The sequence below is a fragment of the Methylobacterium bullatum genome (assembly GCF_014845095.1).
Classification (GTDB): domain Bacteria; phylum Pseudomonadota; class Alphaproteobacteria; order Rhizobiales; family Beijerinckiaceae; genus Methylobacterium; species Methylobacterium bullatum.
This window is the reverse complement of record NZ_NKUG01000082.1, coordinates 24,841-40,693: the sequence shown is the minus strand read 5'-3', so window position 1 is coordinate 40,693 and position 15,853 is coordinate 24,841. Positions and strand designations below refer to the sequence as shown.

The window sequence follows — 15,853 nt, the reverse complement described above, 5'->3', positions numbered from 1 at the left end:
GCGCAACCATCTCATCCCAGAGATCATCGGGGAGAAGCGGTCTGGCCATGCCAAACCAACGCTGAAAGCAACGCTCGGTGCCGTTCTGTTAGGCGCTCTAAGGTTCGACCCTGCCAAAGGGCCATCCGGCATGTACGGGTGGCCCTGAATCGTTCATAAGGCGACCATGACCACGGGACCTCGGATCAGGGCCTACGAGACGATGCGCGGCTGGTGGGCGACCACCGTGCGAGTGCTCTCGCTCGTCTTGGTCCTGGCGCTCGTCGTCCCGGGCGCGATCCATTCCGCCGAGGCCCACCGGTCCGTTGGTCACGAACTGTCCGTGTCCGCACCAACCCTGGCAGCCGCCGTCGATCACTCCGATGCCTGCCCCGCCTGCCATGCCACCTGCGGCTGCCATCAGGCACTCAGCGTCGACGGGACGCCGGCCCTACCGCCCCGCGGGACGGGGCGTGCCTCCTACGCGACCGTGACCACACCCATCGGATCGGTCTCGCCCGACCGCCAACCCAGGCCGCCTCGCGCCTGAGGCGACGCCGCCACGTCCGTGGCGCGTCCCGGCCGGCCCCACACGGGTCACGGCTGCCTCTAATTCGCGAAATACCCAGTACGGGACCGTTTCCCGCCGCCTAAGCGGCCGTGCGACGTCCCGGTCGGAACCCGGCCCATTCCCATGCGTGCATTCCTTTCCGTGGCTTTCCTGGCCATCGGCATCGTCATCGGCGGTGCCTTCCCCCGTGTGTCCGAGGTCGTGCAGGGCGCCCTCGCGGCCGCCGGCCTCACGAACGCCCGGGCGACGCCCCCAACCAATGCGGCCGTTACCAGGCCGGTGACACCCGCAGCCGACGATGGGCACGGTCACGGCGACCATGGCCACGAGCATGCCGACGGCGAGCCCAAGCCTTCCGGCGAGCACAAGCACTCCGAGGGAGAGGCCAAGCCCGAAGCCGGTGGCCACAAGCACGCCGAGGGCGAGGCGAACGGCCACGACGAGGAGGGCGAGGGCAAGATCAAGATGACGGCCGAGCAGGCCGCCGAGCAGGACATCGAGCTGGCGATGGTCGAGGGCGGGATTCTCTCGCGCCATTTGCTGGTGCCCGGCACCATCGCGCAGGACGCCGACCGGATCGCACGCGTTCCCGTGCGGGTCGTCGGCACCGTGTCCGAAATGCGCAAGCGCCTCGGCGAGGAGGTCGCCAAGGGCGAGGTCGTGGCCGTACTCGACAGCCGCGAGGTCGCCGAGGCCAAGAGCGACTTCCTCACCGCGACGGTCAAGGCTGACCTGGAGAAGACGAACTTCGACCGCCAGCAGGCCCTCTGGGACAAGCGGATCTCCGCGGAATCGGCATTCCTGAACGCGAAGGCCGCCTACTCGGAGGCGACGCTCAGGGTCGATCTCGCGCGCCAGAAGCTGTCGGCCCTTGGCCTGAACGCCGCCGAGGTGGCGACGTCCGCCAGGAAGGACGAGACCACGCCGAACCTGTCGAGCCTACGCCGCTACGAATTGAAGTCACCCCTCGCCGGGCGGGTGGTCGAGCGCAAGGTCGACGTCGGCACCGCCGTGGGCAAGGAAGGCGACCCGGCCGACGTCTACACGGTCGCCGACCTGTCCTCGGTGTGGATCGAGCTCGCGGTTCCGACCACCGAACTCTCGAAGGTCCGCGAGGGTGCCAAGGTGACCATCGTCGGCGACGCCGCCGCCCGCGGCGAGGGCAAGGTGGTGTTCGTCAGTCCCATCCTCAACCCGGAGACGCGCTCGGCTCGGGTCATCGTCGCCCTGCCGAACAAGGACATGGCCTGGCGGCCCGGCACCTTCGTCACCACCGAGGTCGAGATCGCCCAGGACAAGGTCAAGGTGCGGCTGCCCAAGTCCGCCATCCAGACCATCGGCGGCGAGAAGGTCGCCTTCGTGCGGACCCCGGAGGGCTTCGAGCGCCGGGACGTGACTCTCGGCAGGGCCGACGATGACGCCTTCGAGATCCTTACCGGCCTCAATCCCGGGGAAGAGGTCGCTGTGGCCAACTCCTTTGTCCTGAAGGCCGAGCTCGGCAAGGCCGAAGCCGACCACGCGCACTGAGGGCGGCCATCATGATCTCGAAGATCCTCGACTTCTCTGTCCACCAGCGCTGGCTCGTGGTGCTTCTGTCGCTGCTGGCGGCAGGGTTCGGTGTGTTCTCGCTGACCAAGCTCCCCATCGACGCGGTGCCAGACATCACCAACAACCAAGTCCAGATCAACACCACGGCGCCCTCGTTGTCGCCGGTCGATATCGAAAAAATCATCACGTATCAGGTCGAGACGGCACTCGCGGGCATCAAGGGGCTGGAATACACCCGCTCGCTCTCACGAAACGGGTTCTCCCAGGTCACTGCCGTCTTCTCCGAGACGACGGACATCTACTTCGCCCGCCAACAGGTTGCTGAGCGCCTTCAGGAGGCTGAGGCGGCGATGCCGTCCGGGGTTGAGCCGCGCATGGGGCCAATCTCGACCGGGCTCGGCGAGATCTACATGTGGTCGGTGCACTACGCGAAGCCCGGGGAGCGCAAGGTCTCGCCCGTCGGTAAGCCCGGCTGGCAGTCGGACGAAAGCTATCTTACCCCCGAGGGCCAGAGGCTGAGGACAGAGCTCGAACGCACAGCCTATCTGCGCACGGTCCAGGACTGGATCATCCGTCCCCAGGTGAAGACCGTGCGGGGCGTGGCCGGCGTCGACGGCATCGGCGGCTTCGAGAAGCAGTACCATGTCCAGCCCGATCCAATGAGGCTGACCGCCCTCGACCTGTCATTCGCCGACATCGGCCGTGCGCTGGAAGCCAACAACGCCAACCAGGGTGCGCGCTACCTGGAGGACAACGGCGAGGGCTACGTCGTGCGCGCCGCTGGCCGCCTGGAGACCATGGAGGACATCGGTTCGGTCGTCGTGACCACGCGCGGCGGCGTGCCGGTGCGTATCTCCGACATCGCTGAGGTCCGTATCGGGCGCGACCTGCGCACCGGCTCGGGCAGCGAGGACGGGCAGGAAGTTGTCATCGGCACCGCACTGATGCTCATCGGCGAGAACAGCCGCACCGTGGCCGCCGCCGTCGATGCACGCATGACCGAGATCCGGCGCACGCTCCCGCCGGGTATCGAGGTCCAGACGGTCCTCAATCGCACCGTCCTCGTCGAGGCCACCATCCGGACGGTGGCGAAGAACCTAGCCGAGGGCGCCGCCCTCGTCGTCGTCGTCCTGTTCCTATTGCTGGGCAACATCCGCGCAGCCATCGTCACGGCGCTGGTCATCCCGGTGGCGATGCTGATGACCATGACCGGCATGGTCCAGGGCCGCATCAGCGCTAACCTGATGAGCCTCGGTGCCCTCGACTTCGGCCTCATCGTCGATGGGGCCGTCATCATCACCGAGAACGCCCTGCGCCACCTCGCCGAGAGACAGGCGGAGCTCGGGCGCAAGCTCGAACTGGAGGAGCGCCTCGCTACCGTACGGGCCTCGGCCGAGGAGATGATCAAGCCGAGCCTCTACGGGCAGGCCATCATCATCCTCGTCTACGTGCCGCTCCTGACTTTCACCGGGGTCGAGGGCAAGATGTTCGAGCCGATGGCGCTCACCGTCATCATCGCTCTGGTCGCGGCCTTCGTCCTGTCGCTCACCTTCGTGCCGGCGATGATCGCCATCGTCATCACTGGCCGGGTCACCGAGACCGACAACCTCTTCGTCCGGGCGATCAAGGCTGCCTACCGTCCGGTCCTCGGGGCCGCCCTACGCGTGCCCATGCTGTTCGTCGCGGCCGCGCTCGTACTCCTTGTCGGCGCCGGCTTCCTGTTCAAGGGGCTGGGGCAGGAGTTCATTCCGCAACTTGACGAGAAGAGCATCGCGCTAAACGCCCAACGCATCCCGTCGACCTCCCTGACGCAGTCGCAGGCGATGCAGTTGAAGGTGGAGCAGGCCATCAGCCGATTCCCCCAGGTCGCCTACGTCTTCTCGAAGACCGGCACCGCGGAGGTCGCCTCTGACCCGATGCCGCCGAGCTCGTCCGACACCTTCGTCATCCTGAAGCCGCAGGAGGAATGGCCCGACCCGGACCTGTCCAAGGCCGAGTTGCAGGAGCAGATCGAAAAGGCCCTCGGGGCGCTCGCTGGCAACGTCTACGAGTTCTCCCAGCCGATCCAGCTTCGCTTCAATGAGCTGCTGGCCGGCACCCGCGGCGACCTTGCGGTTAAGGTGTTCGGCGAGGAGTTCGAGCCGATGCTCAAGGCCGCAAACCAGGTCGCTACGATCCTGCGCGGGACCGAGGGCGCCGACGACGTCAAGGTCGAGCAGACTGCTGGCTTGCCGTTCCTAGAAATCAAGATCAACAAGACCGAGGCCGCACGCCTCGGCCTGAGCACATCGGCCATCCAGGAGGTCGTCGGCGCGGCTATTGGCGGCCGCGAGGCCGGAATGGTGTTCGAGGGCGACCGGCGCTTCCCCATCGTGGTGCGCCTGAACGACAAGGTGCGAGAGGATCGTGAGGCCCTAGAGAACATCCCGATCCCGCTGCTTCCCGGGCTCAACGGTCGAGCATCCTCCGTACTGCTGAAGCAGGTCGCCAGCTTCTCGGTAACAGAGGGCCCCAACCAGATCTCGCGCGAGAACGGCCGGCGCCGAGTCGTAGTCACTGCCAACGTGCGCGGCCGCGACATCGGCTCGCTCGTGGCCGAGGCCCAGGCCAAGGTGGCGTCTGGGGTCTCGCTCCCGGCCGGCTACTACGTCACTTGGGGTGGCCAGTTTGAGAACCTGGCCTCGGCGCGCCAGCGCCTGATGGTGGTGGTGCCGGTCTGCTTCTTCCTGATCTTCCTGCTGCTGTTCTCGGCCCTGAACTCGGCCCGGGACGCTCTCCTGGTGTTCAGCGCCGTGCCCCTGGCGCTCACCGGTGGCATCGCGGCCCTATGGCTGCGGGGCATGCCGTTCTCGGTGCCCGCGGCCGTTGGCTTTATCGCCCTGTCCGGGGTGGCGGTGCTCAACGGCCTCGTGATGCTGACCTACATCAAGCAGCTCATCGCCGATGGGCGTCCGCAGCGTGAGGCTATCCTGGAGGGCGCCATGACCCGGCTTCGTCCGGTGGCAATGACCGCCCTAGTGGCGTCCCTCGGGTTCGTGCCGATGGCGCTGGCGACCGAGACCGGTGCCGAGATCCAGCGTCCGCTGGCGACCGTCGTCATCGGCGGCCTTATCTCGGCGACCCTGCTGACCCTCGTCGTCCTGCCGGCCCTCTACGCCAAGTTCGCAGGGAAGATCGTCGTAAGGAAGGATCGGCCCATGCCGGTCCAACCGCACCTCCGGGCCGCCGAGTAGGAGGGCCGGATGAGTAAGAAGTTAGGTCGAGCCACGGCTCACTGGGGCGCTAAGGGTGGGCGTCGCAGACGCCACGTCAGGACGCATGTCCGTAAAGCGGCCCGGCATACGTTCTGGCTCGTGATGCTGGGCGTCCCGGCCTGCGTGTACCTTCTTTACTGCCTCTGCCACATCGGTGGGGAGCCGCATTTCCACCTGACCCCAACGAACCTCAGGCATCCTTAGGACAGCTCCCCGTGGGGGGACAACGCCTCGATGATGCGGCAGTCGGCGACCGACCCGCATCCGCATTGACCAATAACGTCGCGCAGTTCGTGGGCAAGCCGGGTTAGGTCGGAGAGTTTGCGCTCGACCTCCGCCAGGTGCGCGCGGGCGATGGTATCGACTTCGGTGCAGGAACGCTTGCGGTCGTCGGCTAAAGCGAGAAGCTCCCTGACCTGGTCCAGCGTGAAGCCAAGGTCCCGTCCACGTCTGATGAAGCCCAGACGACGCAGGTGCTCGGTACCGTAGAGGCGGTAATTGCCCGCCGACCGCGCCGGCGCCGGCAAAAGGTTGACCTTCTCGTACCAGCGGATTGTCTCAACGCTGGTGTTCGTCGCCGCCGCCAAATCGCCGATGGTCATGGAGGATGTGTGCGCCATGGCCTTGACCCTGTAGTTGCTACAGGGCGCATGTAGGTTCTCCGACCCGTCGGCACGAGGCCCAGGTCGACGGAGCTTGCCATGTCAGGGCCAGGAACCATGGGTGCGGTCCCCGCCGGTACCGCACTGCGCTACCGCGTTAAGGGCATGGACTGCCCGAGCTGCGCGACCAAGATCGAGACGGCCGTGACGCGCCTGCCCGGCGTCGGGGGCGTGCGGGTTAACTACACGGCCCAGGTCCTCGACCTTGTGCTCGACGAGGCTGCCACACCCCGAGCGGACCTGGAGGAGCGGATCACTGGTCTCGGCTACGGCGTCGCCACCCTGCCCACGGCCGCCGACCTCGCCCGTGCGCACGTCACCGGAGCGGACATCCCCGCCATTGAGGACGAGGAGGCGGAGCCGTCCGTCTGGCGCAGTCGCAAGGGCCTGCTGGCTCTGGCCATCGCCGGCCTGTTCGCTGCCGGCTTCCTCCTCGATCAGGTCCAACCGGGCCTAGCCGGTGAGTACGCCTACTGGCCCGGCGCGCTCCTTGGGCTCGCCTTCTACGGACGCCGGGCCATCGCCGCCGCGCGCAACGGCTCGCCGTTCTCCATCGAGATGCTGATGTCGGTCGCGACCGTCGGAGCTCTGGCCATCCATGCCGCCGAGGAAGCCGCGGTCGTGGTCCTGCTGTTCACCGTCGGCGAGATGCTCGAAGGCTTCGCGGCCGGCCGATCCCGCGCCGGCATCAAGGCGCTCGTGGGCCTGGTGCCGAAGACGGCGCGTTTGATCGAGGAGGACGGCGTCGTGCGCGAGGTGCCGGCCGCCTCCCTGGTGATCGGCCAAACCGTGCTGGTGCGCCCGGGTGACCGCGTCCCTGCGGACGGCGAGGTCACGGACGGCACGTCGAGCCTTGACGAGTCCCCGATCACGGGGGAATCGGTGCCCCGGCCAAAGGAGGTCGGGGACGCCGTCTATGCCGGCAGCGTCAATGCGGACGGGGCCCTGCAGGTCAGGGTCACCCGGATGCCGTCGGACAACACCGTCGCCCGCATTCTGCACATGGTGGAGGAGGCGCAGGCTTCGAAGTCGCCGACCGCCCGGTTCATCGACCGCTTCAGCGCCGTCTACACCCCGGTCGCCTTCGCGGTCGCCGCGCTGGCGGCGCTTGGCCCGCCGCTGCTGCTCGGCGCCGACTGGGGCACCTGGATCTATCGCGGACTGGCGTTGCTCCTCATCGCCTGCCCCTGCGCCCTCGTGCTCTCGACCCCGGCCGCCATCGCCTCGGGTCTTGCCGCCGGAGCGCGGCGGGGACTGCTGGTGAAGGGCGGCGCCGCCCTGGAGACCATCGGACGGGTGCGTACCGTCGCGTTCGACAAGACGGGGACGCTCACGGCAGGGCGTCCAAGGGTCACCGACGTCCTCCCATTTGCCCCGGACATGACGGATCGCACCCTGCTCGGGCTCGCGGCGACGGTGGAGGCCGGATCGAGCCACCCCATCGCTCGTGCGATCCTCGAACGTACGGAGGCCGACGCCATCCCCCTGCGCCCCGTACGCGATGCCCGTGCGGTTCCCGGCAAGGCCGTCCAGGCCACGGTCGCCGGTCGCACGGTCGCGGTGGCATCCCCGCGCCACGCCGCGACGCTGGCCAGCCTCTCGCCGGAAGCGGAAGCGACGGTGCAGGCCCTTGAGGAAGCCGGCAAGACCGCCGTCGTCGTGGTTCGGGACGGAGAGGCGCTCGGCGTCGTGGCGGTCCGGGACGAGCCCAGACAGGATGCGGCCGCCGGCGTCGCGGCCCTGCGCCGGCTTGGGGTCGAATGCGTGATGCTGACCGGCGACAACCGGCGCACCGGCGAGGCCATCGCCAAGGGCCTGGGACTATCGGTCCGGGCCGACCTGCTGCCGGCCGACAAGCTCGCCGAGATCGGCGCGTTGAAGGAGGTCGGCCCGGTCGCTATGGTCGGCGACGGCATCAACGACGCCCCCGCGCTCGCCTCCGCCAGCGTCGGCATTGCCATGGGCGGCGGCACAGACGCGGCACTGGAGACGGCTGACGCGGCCATCCTCAACGACCGGGTATCGGACGTGGCCGCCCTCGTGGCGCTGTCCCGGGCGACGCTCGGCAACATCCACCAAAACGTGGCCATCTCGCTGGGGCTCAAGGCCGTGTTCCTGGTGACGACGCTCGCAGGCATCACTGGGCTATGGCCGGCCATCCTGGCGGATACCGGGGCGACCGTCCTGGTGACGGCCAACGCCCTTCGCCTGCTCCGGGCTTGAGCCGATGCGTCTCATACGGGAAAGGGCCGGGTTCGGCGCCCTCGTCGTAATCGCTGTGACCGCGGCGGGCACCGACCTGTGGACCAAGGCGCTGGCGGTCGACAGGCTTTCCGACGAAACCGTGCACGCGGTACTGCCGATGCTCGACCTCAGGCTCGCGTTCAATCATGGCATCAGCTTCAGCCTGCTTCCGGCGCATGACGCGACGTCCTTGGTCGTCCTTCTTGCGCTTCAGGGAATGCTGACGGCCTACGTTGCCCGGTTGGCATTCCGCGCGACCGGAGCGTCGGAAGGAGTTGGTTTCGCCATCATGACCGGCGGTGCACTGGGAAACCTCATCGACCGATGGGTGGACGGCCGCGTCACGGACTTCCTCGACCTGCACCCGGCGGAGGTGCATTGGTTCACCTTCAACATGGCCGATATCTGGATCAGCCTCGGGGCCGCCTTGATAGCTTGGGAGGCAGTCGGCAAGCCGGGCGGGCCGAGACCACCAGCGCCGCTTGATCGGGCCGCCCTACGGGTCCCTTAACGGCGTCATTTCGGTCGTGCCCGTAATGGTCGAACGGCCTGGCCGCAGGCATGGACGATGCGGTCCTGCTAATTGAACGAATGCTGGGATGCGTCCGTCCCTTCAGTCAGGCGGAGGATGCGTTTAGGAAGAACGGCGCATGGGGTCCTATGCCTCGATGCCGGCCTCGCCCGCGACATGGTCGGGCTTCTCGACTTGACCGCGTCGCTGAAGCTGGAGGGCCACGACCCAGCACAGGACCGCCCAGGCCGACCCCACGCACCAGCCTGCCAGCACGTCGGTCGCGTAGTGGACCCCGACATAGACCCGGCTCAGCCCGACGACGACCGTGAGGAAGACGGCCAGCCCCATGAAGTACGCCTTCAGGCGAGCGCCCGCCGCCACGCGCGTCATGAGGGCGCCGAGTGTCAGGTAAGTCACGGCGGAGAGCATGGCGTGGCTGCTAGGGAAGCTGGCGGTGAACACCTGGATGCCGCCGGGGATCTCGGGTCGGGGCCGGTTGAAGAGGAGTTTCAGCCCGAAGCTGATGACCGTCCCGCCCAGGATCGATCCCACCACCAGGACCGCGGCCCCCTGCTTGCGGATCAGGAGCAGGTACCCTGCCACAGCCGCGATGAGGAAGCAGAGGACCACCATGCTGCCCAGGGAGGTCACGTCCCGGGCCATCTCGTGCAGCCAATCCGGTCCAATCGGACCAGCCGCGCCGGGTGGACGGAAGAAGTGGGCGACGCGGGTGTCGAACCCCATCGTGCCGCCCTCCATGACCTTGTCGGCCAGGAGACCAAACCCGAGGATGAGGGCGGCGACGCAAAACAGCGTCACGGGCAGACCGATCTCCCGCTTGCCGAGGCGCGCCATGATACCGGCACGGGCGGACGGAGAGGACTGGTTCATGCGCCCGAACTCCTGGATCGGTCCCTTGACGGTTGCTGGCTCGGGACACTCACCGCCTCATGCGGCAGAGCCGAAGAACCCGTTCGGATCCTCGCCCGTTCCCCCGCGGTGAGCGGCGAGCCAAGGAGAACCCGCACCTTTGTTGCCCGCAATGGTCGCATCCACGCCGAGATCCCTGTGGAGGAGGGCCTGAAACGTCGGATATCGACCCCGAGGCCTAGTGGTCGAAACCTGACGCTTGATACCGTCCGCTTCCGACCCAACTACGCCGTAAGAGCAAGCCAACGTATCTCTCGAAAGCAGACGTTGCAGTCGATCTCGCCGTGCGAGGGCATGATCTCGGATCTCCGCCTTTCAGAGTGGTGACGCCGCCGCATCATTCCTCTGACTGCTCCTGGGTGACGGCCGTATGCCGTGGTTGAGGACGAGTCGGCGGTCACGCTGACGTCACCAATCTTTTTCGTGTGTCAGTGGAATAGACGCGCCCGTTCGGCATCTCTCCCGATGCGGTCATGGTCGACCGCGGGAGACCTCACTCATGCACACCATGCTGATCCGCGCTGCCTTTGCGGCCTTCGCCTTCTCCGCCGCCGCCGCCCAGGCCGCTGCGCCTGCGATGACGGCCGAGACTGCCAAGGGGCCGGCGCTCGTCGATGCCAAGAGCATGACCCTCTACACCTTCGACAAGGACATGGGCGGCAAGTCGATGTGCAACGGCCCCTGCGCCGCCAACTGGCCGGCCCTGATGGCCGCCTCCGGCTCGGCTGCTAGTGGCGACTGGACGATGGTGACGCGGGACGACGGCACGATGCAGTGGGCCTACAAGGGCAAGCCGCTCTACACCTTCGCCAAGGATACGAAGCCCGGCGACATCACCGGCGACGGATTCCTCAACGGTGCATGGCACATCGCCAAGCCCTGATCGGTAAAGCCTCGTGGACGAGATCGCCGCCCTCATCGAACCGCAGATCCCAGCGTTGCGGCGCTACGCAGTCGCACTGTTGCGGGACCGCGAAGCGGCGGATGACCTCGTCCAGGACACGTTGGAGCGGGCGTTGTCCGGCTGGTCCGGACGTCGCCGCGACGGCGACCTGCGAGCCTGGCTGTTCACGATCGAGCGCAACCTGTTCCTCGGCACTGTTCGACGCCGGGGCCGGCGCGGCATCGATGTCGGCGCTGAGGCTTTGGAGCAGGTGCCCGATCCGGGTGCCGACCCCGAGGCCGTTATGGGGGCACGCGACGTGCTCACCGGACTCGACGCCCTGCCCGAGGAGCAGCGCTCAGTGCTACTGCTCGTCGCGGTCGAGGATCTGTCTTATGCGGAAGCGGCGCAGGTGCTCGGAGTACCGCTGGGCACGGTGATGTCGCGGTTAAGCCGAGCCCGGGAGCGGATGCGAAGTTTTCTGGAAACGGGCCGAACCGGCTTGTTGAGGAGGGTGAAATGAGCGGGGATCCACGCCCGGTCGGCGAGGACGACCTGCACGGCCTGATCGACGGTCGTCTCGAACCGGAGCGGCAGGCACTGGTCGAGGCATGGCTCAGGGGAAACCCCGCGCGGGCGGCCGAGGTCTCGGCGGATCGCGCCCTGCGCGAGCGCTTGCGTGCCCGCCTCGCGCCGATCGCCGAGGAGGCGATCCCGGCGCGGCTCCGGGTGGCCAACATCCGCTCGCGACATCGCCCGATAACCGGGCGCTGGCTTCCGGTCGCGGCTGCGGCCGTGCTCTGCCTCGCGGTTGGCGGTGCCGCCGGCTGGTTCGGCCATGCCGCGCGGCAGGTACCCACGGTCACGCTCGCGCGAACCGAGCCGGCGACCGACGACGCGGTGGCGGCCTTCCGCACCTACGTGGTCGAGGCGGTGCATCCAGTGGAGGTGCGCGCCGATGAGAAGCCACACCTCGTGACGTGGCTCTCGAAGCGCCTCGGCCGGGCGGTGACCACCCCCGACCTCACGGCCTACGGCTTCCGCCTGATGGGGGGCCGGCTGCTGCCGGCGGGTTCCGAATCCGCCGCGATGCTGATGTACGATGACGATCACGGCACCCGGCTGACGCTCTACAGCCGCGTAGGCGATGCGGATGGCCGCACGGTGTTCCGCTTCGCCCGCGAGGGCGACGTCGCCGCCTTCTCCTGGGTCGATGGCGGCATGTCCTACGTCGTCACCGGTCGCACCGACGAAGCGCGGCTTTTGACCGTCGCGCAGGCGGTTGACGCGCAGGTCCGTGGATTGCCGGTTCCGCCGCGGCAACCATGACCCTCGACCAACTCCGCATCTTCGTGGCGGTGGCCGAGCGGCAGCACGTAACCCGGGCTGCCGAGGCGCTGAACCTCGTGCAGTCGGCGGTCAGCACGGCGATCGCCAATATCGAGGGACGACACGCGACCAAGCTGTTCCATCGGGTCGGCCGCGGGATCGAGCTGACCGAGGCGGGACGCGTGTTCCTCGTCGAGGCCCGCGCGGTGCTCGCCCGGGCCGAGGCCGCCGAGCTGGTGCTCGCCGACCTCAGCGGCATGCGACGCGGGACGCTGGCCCTCTACGCCAGCCAGACCATCGCCAGCGACTGGCTGCCGCGCCACCTTGTCGCCTTCCGCCGGGCCTACCCTGAGATCGCCATCCGGCTGGCGGTGGGCAACACCACCGACGCTGCCGATGCGGTCCGCGCCGGGCAGGCCGAACTCGGCTTCGTCGAGGGGGCGCTGGACGACCCGACGCTCGCGAGCACCACCATTGCTCATGACCAGCTCGTCCTCGTGGTCGCCCCAGGCCATCCCTTCGCCGGAGCGACCGCCCTTGAACCCAAGGACCTCGCCGGGGCCGACTGGGTGCTGCGCGAGGGGGGATCGGGAACCCGCTCGGCCTTTGAGGCGGCGCTGGGTGCGGCCGGCCTCGCTGCGGCTCAACTCCAAGTCACACTCGAATTGCCCTCGAACGAGGCGGTCCGCGCCGCCGTCGAGGCCGGGGGCGGGGCCGCCGTGCTGTCCGAGACCGTGGTCGCCGCAGCGCTTCGAGCCGGGACCCTGGTACGGGCGGCGTTCGCCCTGCCGAGCCGGCCGTTCCGGGTACTGCGCCACAAGGAGCGCTACCGCAGCCGGGCCGCCGACGCGCTGCTCGATTTGATCGCAACGGCGGATGCCGAATGAGCGAGCCCGCGAAACCCGTTCCCCCCGACGACCCGCGGGTCAGGCTCGCCGAGGACCGCACGGTGCTGGCAGCCGAGCGCACCTTCGTGGCGTGGCTTCGCACCGGGCTCGCCTTCCTCGGCGTCGGCCTGGCCGCGCAGCGCTTCCTGCGAGAGGTGCTGGCGGTCTGGCCACTGAAGGTGCTGTCGCTCACGCTGATCGCCTGTGCGCTCGCCTCGTTCGCCGGCGCCGCATGGCGGGACCGAGCGATCCGGGCGCGACTCGCTCATGCCGAGATCCCGATGATGCCGCGCATCCTCACCGTCGGGGTTGCGGCCCTGCTCATCGCGATCTCGGGCCTCGCTGCCACCGCCCTGCTCTGGGCGTGACGGTCAGGCCACCGTTACCCGCACCCGGTGCCAGGCGGCGCTGAGGTAGCCCTTGTAGTTCCAGGTGTCGTCCGGCGCCGCAGGCTGGGTCTGGCCGGCGGAATCCCAGGCCCGTACCGCGAGTTCGTGCTCGCCGGTCGTCAGCTCGCGCTCGATCTCCCAGAACGTCCAGGCGTAGGGTGCGTCGGCGTCGCGGTCGATCCGGGCCTGCGCCCAGCTGCGACCGCCATCCGTCGAGACATCGACGCGGGCGACCGCGCGGTCACTGGCGATGGCGTAGCCGCGGATCGCGTGCCGGCCGGCCTTCAACGCCGCGCCGCGGGCGGGCTCGCAGATCGCGCTGTTGAGCGGCATCGCCTCGATGGTGATGCCGTGGGCGGGGTCCGCGGTCTCGGCGGTCACGTCGGGCGGAAACAGCTTGTAGTCGTCGGCCTGCATCGGGTTGTTGGAGGGGTGATCCTGCACCGTGATGCGGGCGAGCCATTTCGGGCTGCGGATGCCGGCAAAGCCCGGCACCACAACACGCAGCGGGTGACCGTGCTCGGGGGCGAGAAGCTCGCCGTTCATCGCGAAGGCGAGCAGCGTCTCGGGGGCGAGAGCCTTGGCGAGCGGGATCGAGGCGCCGAAGCGCGTGTCCGTATGGGCGATCCGGTCGTGGCTCTCGAAGGCGACGTGACGTGCGCCCCCCGCGTCGAGGCCGGCCGCGCGCAGCACCTCGGCGAGGCGCACGCCGGTCCATTCCGCGTTGCCGATGGCGCCGGGCGCCCACGGGTCGCCGGAGACCGGCGCCACCGCCAGCATGTCGGCCCGGCGGTTGCCGGCGCATTGCATCACCGCCGTGACGGTGACGGGCGCGAAGCGTTCCTTGAGATCGGCGAGCGAGAGGTCGAGCGACGTCGCGACCATCCCGTCGATAATCAGGCGGTAGCTGTCGGCGTCGAGGTCCGGGATGTCACCGTGGCTGCGGACGTAGAAGTCGGCCTGATCAGTCAGGAAGGCCGCGCGCAGGCGATCGAGCGGCGGCTCGGCGTTGTAGGGCGCCTTTCCGTGGACGATGAGGCGGTCCTTGCGCTGGAACAGGCCGAGCATGGGGTCTTTGTCCTGCGTTCGTGACGTGTCGACATCGGGAACGCGCCGGGAGCCGAGAAGGCACCCGGCGCGCGACGCCTCAGGGCTTCATGGTCGAGATGACCGCGTTCTTCGCCCGGTCCACCACGGCGACGCTAAGGTCGCGGTTGAGGACGTAGGCGTGGGCGTTGTCGGCCGAGAACGCGATCGCCTGGCGCGGCTCGTTCAGGCCGGTCACCGTGGCGACGACCTTGAGGGTGCCGGTGTCGATCACCGACAAGGAGTTGTCCTTGAGATTGCCCGAATAGACGAAGCGCCCGTCCGGGGTCAGCGCGGCGCCGTAGGGGTCCTTGCCCACCGCCACCTCGGACGTGACCTTACGGGCGGCGACATCGACCACGCCGATCGTGTTGCGGCCGCTGTTGGCGGCAAACAGCGTCTTACCGTCCTTGGTGATCGAGATGGCGCGCAGCTTGTCGAACCCGGCGATCTCGCCGGTGATCTTGTTGGTGGCGGTATCGACCAACGTGATCTTGTCGCCGAGGAAGTTCGTCACGAACACGGTCTTGCCGTCCGGCGACAACTTCACGCCCTGGCGCGGCTGCGCGAAGCCGGGGATCACAGCCTCGGCGAGCATGGTCCTGGTGTCGAACACGGTCAGCGTGCTCGCGGCCTCGTTATTGACGTAGAGCTTGGTCCCGTCGGCCGAGAGCACCGTGCCGAACGCGCCGGGGCCCGCGGCGAGAACGCCGGCTTCCTTGCCGGTGGCGGTCTCGTAGACCGTGATCCGGCCGGTGCCGCTGTCGGAGACGTAGAAGCGGGCGCCGTCCGGCGCGAACACGATGTTGCGCGGGGTCACGAAGCCGTCGAGGCGGCGCAGCACCGTGCCCTTGGCGACGTCGTAGACGATGACGGCGCTCTCTTCGCTGTTCGACACAGCGGCGACCGTACCGGCGGCGTTCAGCGCCAGCGCGTTGTTCTTGATCGCCCCGTCGAAACCGGCGGCGAACCCGGGCTGGCCCTGGGCGAGGAGCAAGGCGGCTCCGGCGACGAGGGCGCGCAGGCTGGTGCGGATATGGGTCATGAAGCGTGTCTCTCGGGCATGCGCGCTCGTTCGGCGGCCGGGGCCTGCCGTGAGGGCTGGTTCGAAATCGGAAATCCGTCGTGCAAGGCCGGGCCGGCCGTGCATCGCCCTGAGGAGACGCCGGAAGGCGCGGTCTATTCCCCGAGGCCGGCGAAAAAAGCGCGGCGGCCTCGGGAATCGGGGGTTCAGGGCGTCGGCTTCAACGCCGTGAGGTAATCGATGATGGTCTGCACGTCGGCCTGATCGACCGGTGCCTTGTAGACGTGAACCATCTTGTTCACGGTCTCGGTCCACTGCGCCTTGGTGAGCTTGGGCTGGGTCAGCACCATCCCGGCCGAGTGGCAGGCAAGGCAGTTGTTGTTGACGGCCTCGGCCCCCGGCCCGTCGGGGAAGATCCGGTCGGAGGTCGGCATCGCAATGGATTGCGAGGTGAAGCGCATCGGCTCGGGGGCCGGGGCGGCGAGCGCCACCAGAGGAGACAAGGCGAGCGCGGCGATGAGGGCCGCAGGGCGGATCGGGTTCATGGCTGGTC

The 15,853-nt window shown here is 68.4% G+C and carries 15 protein-coding genes; 10 read left to right on the top strand and 5 right to left on the bottom strand.

Annotated elements, in window-relative coordinates:
• Positions 1-166: 166 nt before the first annotated feature.
• The 3 genes from MBTS_RS12825 to MBTS_RS12815 all read left to right on the top strand — a co-directional run bounded on the left by MBTS_RS12825 (position 167) and on the right by MBTS_RS12815 (position 5,331).
• The gene (locus MBTS_RS12825) at positions 167-529 is read left to right on the top strand and encodes a hypothetical protein (protein WP_238254234.1); all 363 of its coding nucleotides are present in this window, start codon (positions 167-169) and stop codon (positions 527-529) included.
• Between the two features lie 144 nt (positions 530-673).
• Positions 674-2,077: an efflux RND transporter periplasmic adaptor subunit gene (locus MBTS_RS12820; protein ID WP_018044286.1), complete on the top strand. Its 1,404-nt coding sequence runs from the start codon at positions 674-676 to the stop codon at positions 2,075-2,077.
• 11 nt (positions 2,078-2,088) lie between these two features.
• A complete protein-coding gene (locus MBTS_RS12815; protein ID WP_018044287.1) occupies positions 2,089-5,331 on the top strand; it encodes an efflux RND transporter permease subunit in 3,243 nt (1,080 codons plus the stop codon).
• Positions 5,332-5,552: 221 nt separating this feature from the next.
• On the opposite strand, the gene MBTS_RS12810 is transcribed toward MBTS_RS12815, so the two are convergent.
• On the bottom strand, positions 5,553-5,954 hold the full coding sequence (locus MBTS_RS12810) for a MerR family transcriptional regulator (RefSeq protein WP_026176009.1): 402 nt from the start codon (positions 5,952-5,954) through the stop codon (positions 5,553-5,555).
• Between the two features lie 117 nt (positions 5,955-6,071).
• Between MBTS_RS12810 and MBTS_RS12805 the strand changes: the two genes are divergently transcribed.
• Together MBTS_RS12805 and lspA are read left to right on the top strand one after the other, a co-directional pair.
• On the top strand, positions 6,072-8,237 hold the full coding sequence (locus tag MBTS_RS12805; protein ID WP_018044289.1) for a heavy metal translocating P-type ATPase: 2,166 nt from the start codon (positions 6,072-6,074) through the stop codon (positions 8,235-8,237).
• Between the two features lie 4 nt (positions 8,238-8,241).
• Complete coding sequence (lspA, locus tag MBTS_RS12800; protein WP_018044290.1) at positions 8,242-8,769, top strand: signal peptidase II; 528 nt, start codon at positions 8,242-8,244, stop codon at positions 8,767-8,769.
• A 147-nt stretch (positions 8,770-8,916) separates the two neighbouring features.
• Here the strand turns inward: lspA and MBTS_RS12795 are convergent, their stop codons facing one another.
• Positions 8,917-9,663, bottom strand: coding sequence for a phosphatase PAP2 family protein (locus tag MBTS_RS12795; RefSeq protein WP_018044291.1), 747 nt, complete (start codon positions 9,661-9,663; stop codon positions 8,917-8,919).
• A gap of 538 nt (positions 9,664-10,201) precedes the next feature.
• On the opposite strand from MBTS_RS12795, the gene MBTS_RS12790 reads away from it, so the two are divergent.
• The 5 genes from MBTS_RS12790 to MBTS_RS12770 are packed head-to-tail and all read left to right on the top strand — an operon-like array spanning position 10,202 to position 13,169.
• Entirely contained in the window at positions 10,202-10,585 is a 384-nt protein-coding gene (locus MBTS_RS12790) for a COG4315 family predicted lipoprotein (RefSeq protein ID WP_018044292.1), read from the top strand.
• A gap of 13 nt (positions 10,586-10,598) precedes the next feature.
• Positions 10,599-11,108, top strand: coding sequence for an RNA polymerase sigma factor (locus tag MBTS_RS12785; protein ID WP_018044293.1), 510 nt, complete (start codon positions 10,599-10,601; stop codon positions 11,106-11,108).
• On the top strand, positions 11,105-11,914 hold the full coding sequence (locus tag MBTS_RS12780) for an anti-sigma factor family protein (RefSeq protein WP_018044294.1): 810 nt from the start codon (positions 11,105-11,107) through the stop codon (positions 11,912-11,914). Before MBTS_RS12785 ends, MBTS_RS12780 begins: the two co-directional genes overlap by 4 nt.
• Positions 11,911-12,801 carry a LysR family transcriptional regulator gene (locus MBTS_RS12775; protein WP_018044295.1) on the top strand — a complete coding sequence of 297 codons (891 nt, stop codon included), beginning with the start codon at positions 11,911-11,913 and terminating at the stop codon, positions 12,799-12,801. Before MBTS_RS12780 ends, MBTS_RS12775 begins: the two co-directional genes overlap by 4 nt.
• A complete protein-coding gene (locus MBTS_RS12770; RefSeq protein ID WP_018044296.1) occupies positions 12,798-13,169 on the top strand; it encodes a YidH family protein in 372 nt (123 codons plus the stop codon). Before MBTS_RS12775 ends, MBTS_RS12770 begins: the two co-directional genes overlap by 4 nt.
• 3 nt (positions 13,170-13,172) lie before the next feature.
• Here the strand turns inward: MBTS_RS12770 and MBTS_RS12765 are convergent, their stop codons facing one another.
• The 3 genes from MBTS_RS12765 to MBTS_RS12755 all read right to left on the bottom strand — a co-directional run bounded on the left by MBTS_RS12765 (position 13,173) and on the right by MBTS_RS12755 (position 15,845).
• On the bottom strand, positions 13,173-14,258 hold the full coding sequence (locus MBTS_RS12765) for a sulfite oxidase (protein WP_018044297.1): 1,086 nt from the start codon (positions 14,256-14,258) through the stop codon (positions 13,173-13,175).
• 79 nt (positions 14,259-14,337) lie between these two features.
• A complete protein-coding gene (locus tag MBTS_RS12760; RefSeq protein ID WP_018044298.1) occupies positions 14,338-15,321 on the bottom strand; it encodes a beta-propeller fold lactonase family protein in 984 nt (327 codons plus the stop codon).
• Between the two features lie 185 nt (positions 15,322-15,506).
• Positions 15,507-15,845 (bottom strand): c-type cytochrome, encoded by a 339-nt coding sequence (locus MBTS_RS12755; RefSeq protein ID WP_018044299.1) that lies wholly within the window; start codon positions 15,843-15,845, stop codon positions 15,507-15,509.
• Between the last annotated feature and the right edge of the window lie 8 nt (positions 15,846-15,853).

What these genes read in the sequence shown, in the direction of transcription:
- MBTS_RS12825 (WP_238254234.1), top strand. Translation starts at nt 167, where the DNA reads ATGACCACGGGACCTCGGATCAGGGCCTACGAGACGATGCGCGGCTGG.
- MBTS_RS12815 (WP_018044287.1), top strand. Translation starts at nt 2,089, where the DNA reads ATGATCTCGAAGATCCTCGACTTCTCTGTCCACCAGCGCTGGCTCGTG.
- MBTS_RS12765 (WP_018044297.1), bottom strand. Translation starts at nt 14,258, where the DNA reads ATGCTCGGCCTGTTCCAGCGCAAGGACCGCCTCATCGTCCACGGAAAG.
- MBTS_RS12820 (WP_018044286.1), top strand. Translation starts at nt 674, where the DNA reads ATGCGTGCATTCCTTTCCGTGGCTTTCCTGGCCATCGGCATCGTCATC.
- MBTS_RS12780 (WP_018044294.1), top strand. Translation starts at nt 11,105, where the DNA reads ATGAGCGGGGATCCACGCCCGGTCGGCGAGGACGACCTGCACGGCCTG.
- MBTS_RS12760 (WP_018044298.1), bottom strand. Translation starts at nt 15,321, where the DNA reads ATGACCCATATCCGCACCAGCCTGCGCGCCCTCGTCGCCGGAGCCGCC.
- MBTS_RS12805 (WP_018044289.1), top strand. Translation starts at nt 6,072, where the DNA reads ATGGGTGCGGTCCCCGCCGGTACCGCACTGCGCTACCGCGTTAAGGGC.
- MBTS_RS12810 (WP_026176009.1), bottom strand. Translation starts at nt 5,954, where the DNA reads ATGACCATCGGCGATTTGGCGGCGGCGACGAACACCAGCGTTGAGACA.
- MBTS_RS12790 (WP_018044292.1), top strand. Translation starts at nt 10,202, where the DNA reads ATGCACACCATGCTGATCCGCGCTGCCTTTGCGGCCTTCGCCTTCTCC.
- MBTS_RS12770 (WP_018044296.1), top strand. Translation starts at nt 12,798, where the DNA reads ATGAGCGAGCCCGCGAAACCCGTTCCCCCCGACGACCCGCGGGTCAGG.
- MBTS_RS12755 (WP_018044299.1), bottom strand. Translation starts at nt 15,845, where the DNA reads ATGAACCCGATCCGCCCTGCGGCCCTCATCGCCGCGCTCGCCTTGTCT.
- MBTS_RS12795 (WP_018044291.1), bottom strand. Translation starts at nt 9,663, where the DNA reads ATGAACCAGTCCTCTCCGTCCGCCCGTGCCGGTATCATGGCGCGCCTC.
- lspA (WP_018044290.1), top strand. Translation starts at nt 8,242, where the DNA reads ATGCGTCTCATACGGGAAAGGGCCGGGTTCGGCGCCCTCGTCGTAATC.
- MBTS_RS12775 (WP_018044295.1), top strand. Translation starts at nt 11,911, where the DNA reads ATGACCCTCGACCAACTCCGCATCTTCGTGGCGGTGGCCGAGCGGCAG.